Origin of the sequence: Stenotrophomonas sp. TWI1409 (assembly GCF_039673015.1) — a bacterium.
Classification (GTDB): domain Bacteria; phylum Pseudomonadota; class Gammaproteobacteria; order Xanthomonadales; family Xanthomonadaceae; genus Stenotrophomonas; species Stenotrophomonas maltophilia_A.
On sequence record NZ_JBDJKU010000119.1, the window covers coordinates 1 to 6,293 of the forward strand.

General features: G+C 67.9%; 5 protein-coding genes. All 5 read left to right on the top strand.

Features of this window, described 5'->3' with window-relative positions; translation table 11 throughout:
- Window positions 1-206: 206 nt before the first annotated feature.
- The 5 genes from ABE423_RS20310 to ABE423_RS20330 all read left to right on the top strand — a co-directional run bounded on the left by ABE423_RS20310 (window position 207) and on the right by ABE423_RS20330 (window position 6,179).
- Complete coding sequence (locus ABE423_RS20310; RefSeq protein ID WP_346487306.1) at window positions 207-2,252, top strand: TonB-dependent receptor; 2,046 nt, start codon at window positions 207-209, stop codon at window positions 2,250-2,252.
- Between the two features lie 115 nt (window positions 2,253-2,367).
- Window positions 2,368-3,429 (top strand): ATP-binding protein, encoded by a 1,062-nt coding sequence (locus ABE423_RS20315; RefSeq protein WP_346487308.1) that lies wholly within the window; start codon window positions 2,368-2,370, stop codon window positions 3,427-3,429.
- Window positions 3,422-4,870, top strand: coding sequence for a nitrogen regulation protein NR(I) (gene ntrC / locus ABE423_RS20320; protein ID WP_346487310.1), 1,449 nt, complete (start codon window positions 3,422-3,424; stop codon window positions 4,868-4,870). Before ABE423_RS20315 ends, ntrC begins: the two co-directional genes overlap by 8 nt.
- 93 nt (window positions 4,871-4,963) lie before the next feature.
- Window positions 4,964-5,533 carry a superoxide dismutase family protein gene (locus ABE423_RS20325; protein ID WP_014035519.1) on the top strand — a complete coding sequence of 190 codons (570 nt, stop codon included), beginning with the start codon at window positions 4,964-4,966 and terminating at the stop codon, window positions 5,531-5,533.
- A gap of 31 nt (window positions 5,534-5,564) precedes the next feature.
- Window positions 5,565-6,179, top strand: coding sequence for a superoxide dismutase family protein (locus ABE423_RS20330; RefSeq protein ID WP_049462224.1), 615 nt, complete (start codon window positions 5,565-5,567; stop codon window positions 6,177-6,179).
- The last annotated feature ends 114 nt before the right edge of the window (window positions 6,180-6,293 follow it).

A 6,293-nucleotide genomic window follows, 5' to 3' on the forward strand; every position in this document is an offset into this window, starting at 1 on the left:
CCAGGATCGCCTGGGGTGTCTTCAAAAGCGGCCGGGACTTCGATCCGGCCATGCTGAAGGTGGGTCAAGCCTGCTTCCAGCAGGCTTGACCACGAACATAGGATCTCGACTGCTGTTTGCCAGGAGCAGTCGAGCATGGCTCGACTCCACATGGCAGACGCGTGTAATGTTATATAATTACATTTCATCTGCGCCCGTCCACCCCCATGAAAACCTCCACGCTGGTGGCCACCCTCGCGGCGGCTCCGTTCGCCCCTGAAGCACTCGCACAATCGGCCGACGCCGCACTCACCCTCGGCAGGGTGCAGGTACACCAGCACGGGGAGGGCCAGCTGAGCGCGCACCAAGTGCTGACCTCGGTGGACGTGCTGGGCGCGGACCAGATCGAAGACCGAAACGTCTCGCACAGCTGGGAACTGCTCGGGCAGATGCCCGGCATCCAGCTCACCGAAACCCGGCAGGGTGCCGAATCGGGCAAGGTCAGCTTCCGCGCCTTCAACGGTGAGGGCTACCTCAATGCCATCAAGACGCTGATCGATGGCATCCCCAGCAACGTCAACAGCGGCAACCAGCGCTTCATCGACATGCTGTTCCCGCTGGAAATCAGCTACATCGAAGTAGTGCGCGGTACCAACGATCCGCGCTATGGCTTGCACAACATCGGCGGCACCGTGAACTTCGGCACGCGCCAGGGCGGCAGCTATACCGATGCGCGGCTGGCCTACGGCAGCTACAACACCCGTGATGCGCAGCTGGCGGTAGGCCGTGAAGCCAATGGCGTCGCACAGAACTATTTCGTCGGCACCCAGGCCAGCGATGGCTACCGCGACCACGACACCTCGAAGAAATATTCGCTGGGCGGCAAGTGGTTCTACGGCTCGCTGGACGAGGGCCTGCGCGTGGGCCTGACCGCGCGTGCGTACCACCACGAAGCCGAAGAACCCGGCTTCATGACCGCCGACGAACTGCGCACGCATCGCCGCGGCAGCGACCTGCGCAACGGCAACGATGGCGATGACCGCGACATGCGCCAGATTGCCGCGCACCTGTATATGAAACTGTCCGAGAGGCTCACCTTCGGCACGCGGCTCTATTACAACCGCTACGAAGACGACCGCCGCGTGACCTTCAGCGACCTGCCCACCGGCAACCTGCCGCGCCAGCGCCGCGTGTGGGATGAGCGGCAGACCGGCCTGCTCAGCACGCTCACCTGGCAGGCCAGCCCCGCGCTTACCGTCGAGGGCGGCTTGAACTACGAGCAGCAGGACAACAGCTACCTCCGCGATCGCTACGCCTACGCCGAACCCACCGACTTCAGCCGTGCCCCGGCACGGGTGCAGAACAACGACCGCCACAGCTTCGACAATTGGGGCGCCTACGTGCAGGCCATCTACCAGCCCGTCGAGGCGTGGAAGATCGTGCCGGCCTACCGTGTGGACCGCTTCAGTGGCCGTACCCACCTGATGAACGGCCTCAGCGCTCGGCTGCAGGATTACGGCAGCATCGGCCAGCCCAAACTGAGCGTCATCCACAGCCTGGGCGAGAACACCCACGTATACGCAAACTGGGGCCGCACCTTCCAGGTGCTCACTGGATCCACCGCGCCGGCTTACCTCGCCCCGGGCCAGGCGCGGATGCGTCCGTCCACCAACACCGGCATGGAGCTGGGCCTGAAGTTCCAGCCGTTCGCGGGCAGCCAGGCACGTCTGGCGGTATGGCAGCAGGATGCGGAAAACGAGGTGTCCAACATGCCGGCCACCTGTACCACGGTCACCTTGGGCAAGACCCGCCGACGCGGCGTGGATGCGCAGTTGAGCCTGCAGCTGGGCGACGACTGGACGGTATGGGCGTCGCACGCCTACCAGGAAGCGAAGATCACCCGCGACGACCGCGACGCCAGCATTTCCCTGCAGGGCCGCGAAGTGGCCGCCACCCCGCGATACATCAGCAACCTGGGGGCGGATTACCGCGCCAGCGACGCGCTTCGCCTCGGCCTGCAGGCACGCGCGCAGGGCGACTACTACCTTGAGGAGCGCAATGTGGCCGGAAAGTTCGGTGGCTTTGCCGTGCTCGACCTCAGCGCGGCCTACCAGATCAACCCACGCTGGAGCGTGGACCTGCAGCTGAAGAACGTTACCGGACGCCAGTACGCCTACGCCTGGTACGACAGCTTCTTCTGGGACAGCGCTCGCCCGATGTTTTCGCCGGCCCCTGGCCGTAGCGTGTTCGTCGGCCTCAATATGAAACTGTGACCCGCTCACGTATCCGGTAGTGGGCGAGCTTGCTCGCCCTGCGGCAGTGGTCAGGGCCCTTTCCTGACGGAAAGGGATCCGACCCCGAACCCCCGTTTTGCACTACATTGGTGCAATGTCCGACCCCGCACCCCCGCCGTCCCTCGATGCCCTGGGCACGCCGCTGGCCTGGGCCGGGGCCGATGGCCGCATCGTCGGCTGCAACCCCGCCTTTGCCCGCTGGCTGGGCGTCAGCGTCCGGCGCCTGCTGGGGCGGCCGCTGGCTGCACTGGAAGTGCAGGGCGAAGCCCTGGCCCATTTCCTGGCCCGCGATGAGCGCGACAGCCTGCGCCTGAACCGGCTGGCGCTGGCGGTGCCCGGCGAGGCGCCGCGCTTCGCCGAGGGCTGGATGAGCCGCCGCGATGATGGCGGCTGGCTGCTGGAGGCGCATCCGGTCGATGAATTCCCCGGGCTCGACCCGACCCAGGCCCTGCCCAGCGCGCTCAGCGCGGCGCTGAAGGGACTGGCCCACGAGCTTCGTAATCCGCTGGCCGGGTTGAAGGGCGCGGCCCAGCTGCTGGCCCGCCGCGCGGCCCAACGCGATGCCAGCGAACGTGAGCTGATCGAACTAATCGGGTCCGAGATCGAGCGCCTCAACGGCCTGCTCGACCAGCTGCTGTCGCCGGCCCCGGCTGCACCGCATGCCGAGCTGAACATCCACGCCGCGCTGGAACGCGTGCTGCGCCTGGCCGAGAACGAGGCCGGCTGGGCGGTACGCCTGCAGCGCGACTACGACCCCAGCATTCCCGAATTCCACGGCGACGCCGACCGCCTCACTCAGGCGGTGTGGAACCTGGTGCGCAATGCGATCCAGGCCGGCGCCGGCAGCATCACCCTGCGCACCCGCGTGGAGCATGGCGTACGCATCGCCGAGCAGCTGCACACGCTGGCGCTGCGCCTGGAAATCGCCGACGACGGCCGTGGCGTGCCCGAGGAGCTGGCCGAGCATCTGTTCCTGCCCTTGGTCAGTGGCCGCGCCGAAGGCACTGGCCTGGGCCTGGCGCTGGCCCAGCAGGTCGCGCGCGAGCATCGCGGTACGCTGACCTACCGTTCGCGCCCGGGCCATACCGTGTTCACCCTGCTGCTGCCGATCATCAGCGGCGCCGTCCCGGCCGAGGAGGCCCCGCGCGATGTCTGAACCTTCCACCGCCGCACAGCGCATCTGGGTGGTCGATGACGACCGCGCCGTGCGCTTCGTGCTGTGCACCGCGCTGCGCGAGGCGGGCTACCAGGTTGTCGACTTCGACAGCGCCGCCCCCGCCCTGCAGGCGTTGAGCGAAGGCCCGCCGCCGGCGCTGCTGTTCACCGATGTGCGCATGCCGGGTGACGATGGCCTGGTGCTGTTGGACAAGCTCAAGGCCGCGCTGCCGCAGCTGCCGGTGGTGGTGATGTCGGCCTACACCGACGTGGCCAGCACGGCCGGTGCGTTCCGCGGTGGCGCGCATGAATTCCTGTCCAAGCCGTTCGATCTGGACGACGCCGTGGCGCTGGCGCAGCGTGTGCTGCCGGCCGTTGCACCGGCACTGGCGGCGCCCACACCTGCGGCGGAAGCGCATGGCGACCAGCCACCGCAACTGGTGGGCGATACCCCGCCGATGCGCGCGCTGTTCCGTGCCATCGGCCGCCTGGCGCAGGCGCCGCTGGCGGTGCTGATCACCGGCGAAACCGGCACCGGCAAGGAGCTGGTGGCCAATGCGCTGCATCGCGAATCGCCGCGCGCGCAGGGGCCGTTCGTCGCGCTCAATACTGCTGCAATCCCGTCCGAGCTGCTGGAAAGCGAGTTGTTCGGCCACGAAGCCGGCGCCTTCACCGGTGCCCAGCGCCGCCATATCGGCCGTTTCGAGCAGGCCAACGGCGGCACGCTGTTCCTCGATGAAATAGGCGATATGCCGTTGCCGCTGCAGACCCGCCTGCTGCGCGTGCTGGCACAGGGCGAGTTCTTCCGCGTCGGTGGTCGCGAGTTGATCCGCGTCGACGTGCGGGTGATTGCCGCCACCCACCAGGATCTGGAAGGCCTGGTCGCGCAGGGGAAGTTCCGTGCCGATCTGCTGCATCGCCTGGACGTGGTGCGCCTGCAGCTGCCACCGCTGCGCGAGCGTCGCGAGGACATCGCACAACTGGCAAGTACGTTCCTGGGCGCCGCCGCACGCAAGCTGGATACGCCGCCGAAGCGCCTGACCGCTGCCGCACTGCAGGCGCTGCGCGAACACGATTGGCCGGGCAACGTGCGCGAGCTGGAAAACGTGTGCTGGCGGATGGCGGCGTTGGCCGCCGCTGACACCATTGGCGTGGCCGACGTCGATACCGCGCTCAACCGTACGCGCGGTCGTCGCAGCAGCACCACCAGCGCCGATCCGGGGCAGTGGGAGGCGCTGCTGGCCGAATGGGCACGCCGGCAGCTGGCCGAAGGCACCGAAGGCCTGCACGCGCAGGTGCGTGAGCGGGTCGACCATGCCCTGCTGGAGGCCGCGCTGCAGATCACCCATGGCCGCCGTGCTGAAGCCGCGGCCCGCCTGGGCCTTGGCCGCAATACCCTTACCCGCAAGCTGGGCGCTGGCCGCCGTCGCGGGGGCCATTGAACGGTCCCTGCACGCGATCCTCGCGCCCGCTTGCCGAACCGTTGATCGTTCATGGACGATGCCGTCCGTAGTGTCACCTGCAAGGAGTCTTCGATGCGTCTGTCCTTTGCCATCCTGCCGTTGTCCGCCGCCGTGCTGCTGTCTGCCTGTGGCAGTGCACCGAAGAAGGCCGAACCCACCCCGCCACCGCCGACCGTGGTCAGCGCCGCCAAGCAGGCCGAGGCTAATCTCTCGCCGGCCTCGGCCAGTATCGTCAGTGGCCGCATCGCGCTGATGGTGGAGCCCGGTGGCATCCACATCACCGGGCTGATCGGTGGCCTGCAGCCGATGCAGCAGGCTGGCTTCCACATCCACGAGCGCGGCGACTGCAGCGCGGTGGATGCCAGCAGTGCCGGCAATCACTTCAATCCCGGTGGCGCTGCGCATGGCCGCGCCGGCACCGGCAAGCACCACCTGGGCGACATGGACAATCTGCGTGCCGACGCCCAGGGCCGCGCCAACGTCGATATCCACCTCAAGGGCGTTACCCTTGGCGGAGGCGCCGCCACCGATATCGCCGGACGTGCACTGGTCGTGCATGCCAACGCCGACGACTATCGCAGCCAGCCCGCCGGCAATGCCGGCGTCCGCATCGCCTGTGGCGTGATCCGGGTTGTCCGCTGATCACTGCAGGCATCATCCAGGGAGAAATTCCATGCGTCTGATCCACACTTCGCTGTTCGCAGCCATTGCTGCACTGGGCCTGGCGGCCTGCAACCAGCAGCCGGCCGCGCCGCAGGCTGAAACCGCGCCGGCCGCTCCGGCCGACGGCGCCACCGCCGAACCGGCCGCAGCACCTGCACCGGCTGCCGATGCCTCGGCCACGGCCGAGCTGGCGCCGACCCAGGGCAACGAGACCAAGGGCAGCGTCACCTTCAAGGTGGTTGACGGCAAGGTCCACGTGACCGGCCAGATCAGCGGCCTGAAGCCGGGCAGCGAGCACGGCTTCCACATCCACGAGAAGGGCGACTGCAGCGCGCCGGACGGCATGAGCGCCGGCGGCCACTTCAACCCGGGCAAGCAGGATCACGGCAGCGTGTCCGCCGATCCGCACCACGGTGGCGACATGCCCAACATCAAGGCCGACGACAAGGGCGTGGCCACCATCGACGGCCCGGTGTCGAGCAACGTCAACATCGGCAAGGGCGATGACTTCGACATCATCGGCCGCGGCCTGATCGTCCATGCCGATGCGGATGACTACAAGACCCAGCCGACCGGCAACGCCGGTGCGCGCCTGGCCTGCGCAGTGATCCAGAAGGCGCAGTAAGCCATCAGAAAACGCCGGCGCAAGCCGGCGTGTTTCTTTATCGGTAGTGGGCGGCGCGGGGGGGCCGAAAACAACCACTTGGCGGGGGCGAGCCGGGGCGGCCACACACAAAAA

What these genes read in the sequence shown, in the direction of transcription:
- ABE423_RS20310 (WP_346487306.1), top strand. Translation starts at nt 207, where the DNA reads ATGAAAACCTCCACGCTGGTGGCCACCCTCGCGGCGGCTCCGTTCGCC.
- ABE423_RS20315 (WP_346487308.1), top strand. Translation starts at nt 2,368, where the DNA reads ATGTCCGACCCCGCACCCCCGCCGTCCCTCGATGCCCTGGGCACGCCG.
- ntrC (WP_346487310.1), top strand. Translation starts at nt 3,422, where the DNA reads ATGTCTGAACCTTCCACCGCCGCACAGCGCATCTGGGTGGTCGATGAC.
- ABE423_RS20325 (WP_014035519.1), top strand. Translation starts at nt 4,964, where the DNA reads ATGCGTCTGTCCTTTGCCATCCTGCCGTTGTCCGCCGCCGTGCTGCTG.
- ABE423_RS20330 (WP_049462224.1), top strand. Translation starts at nt 5,565, where the DNA reads ATGCGTCTGATCCACACTTCGCTGTTCGCAGCCATTGCTGCACTGGGC.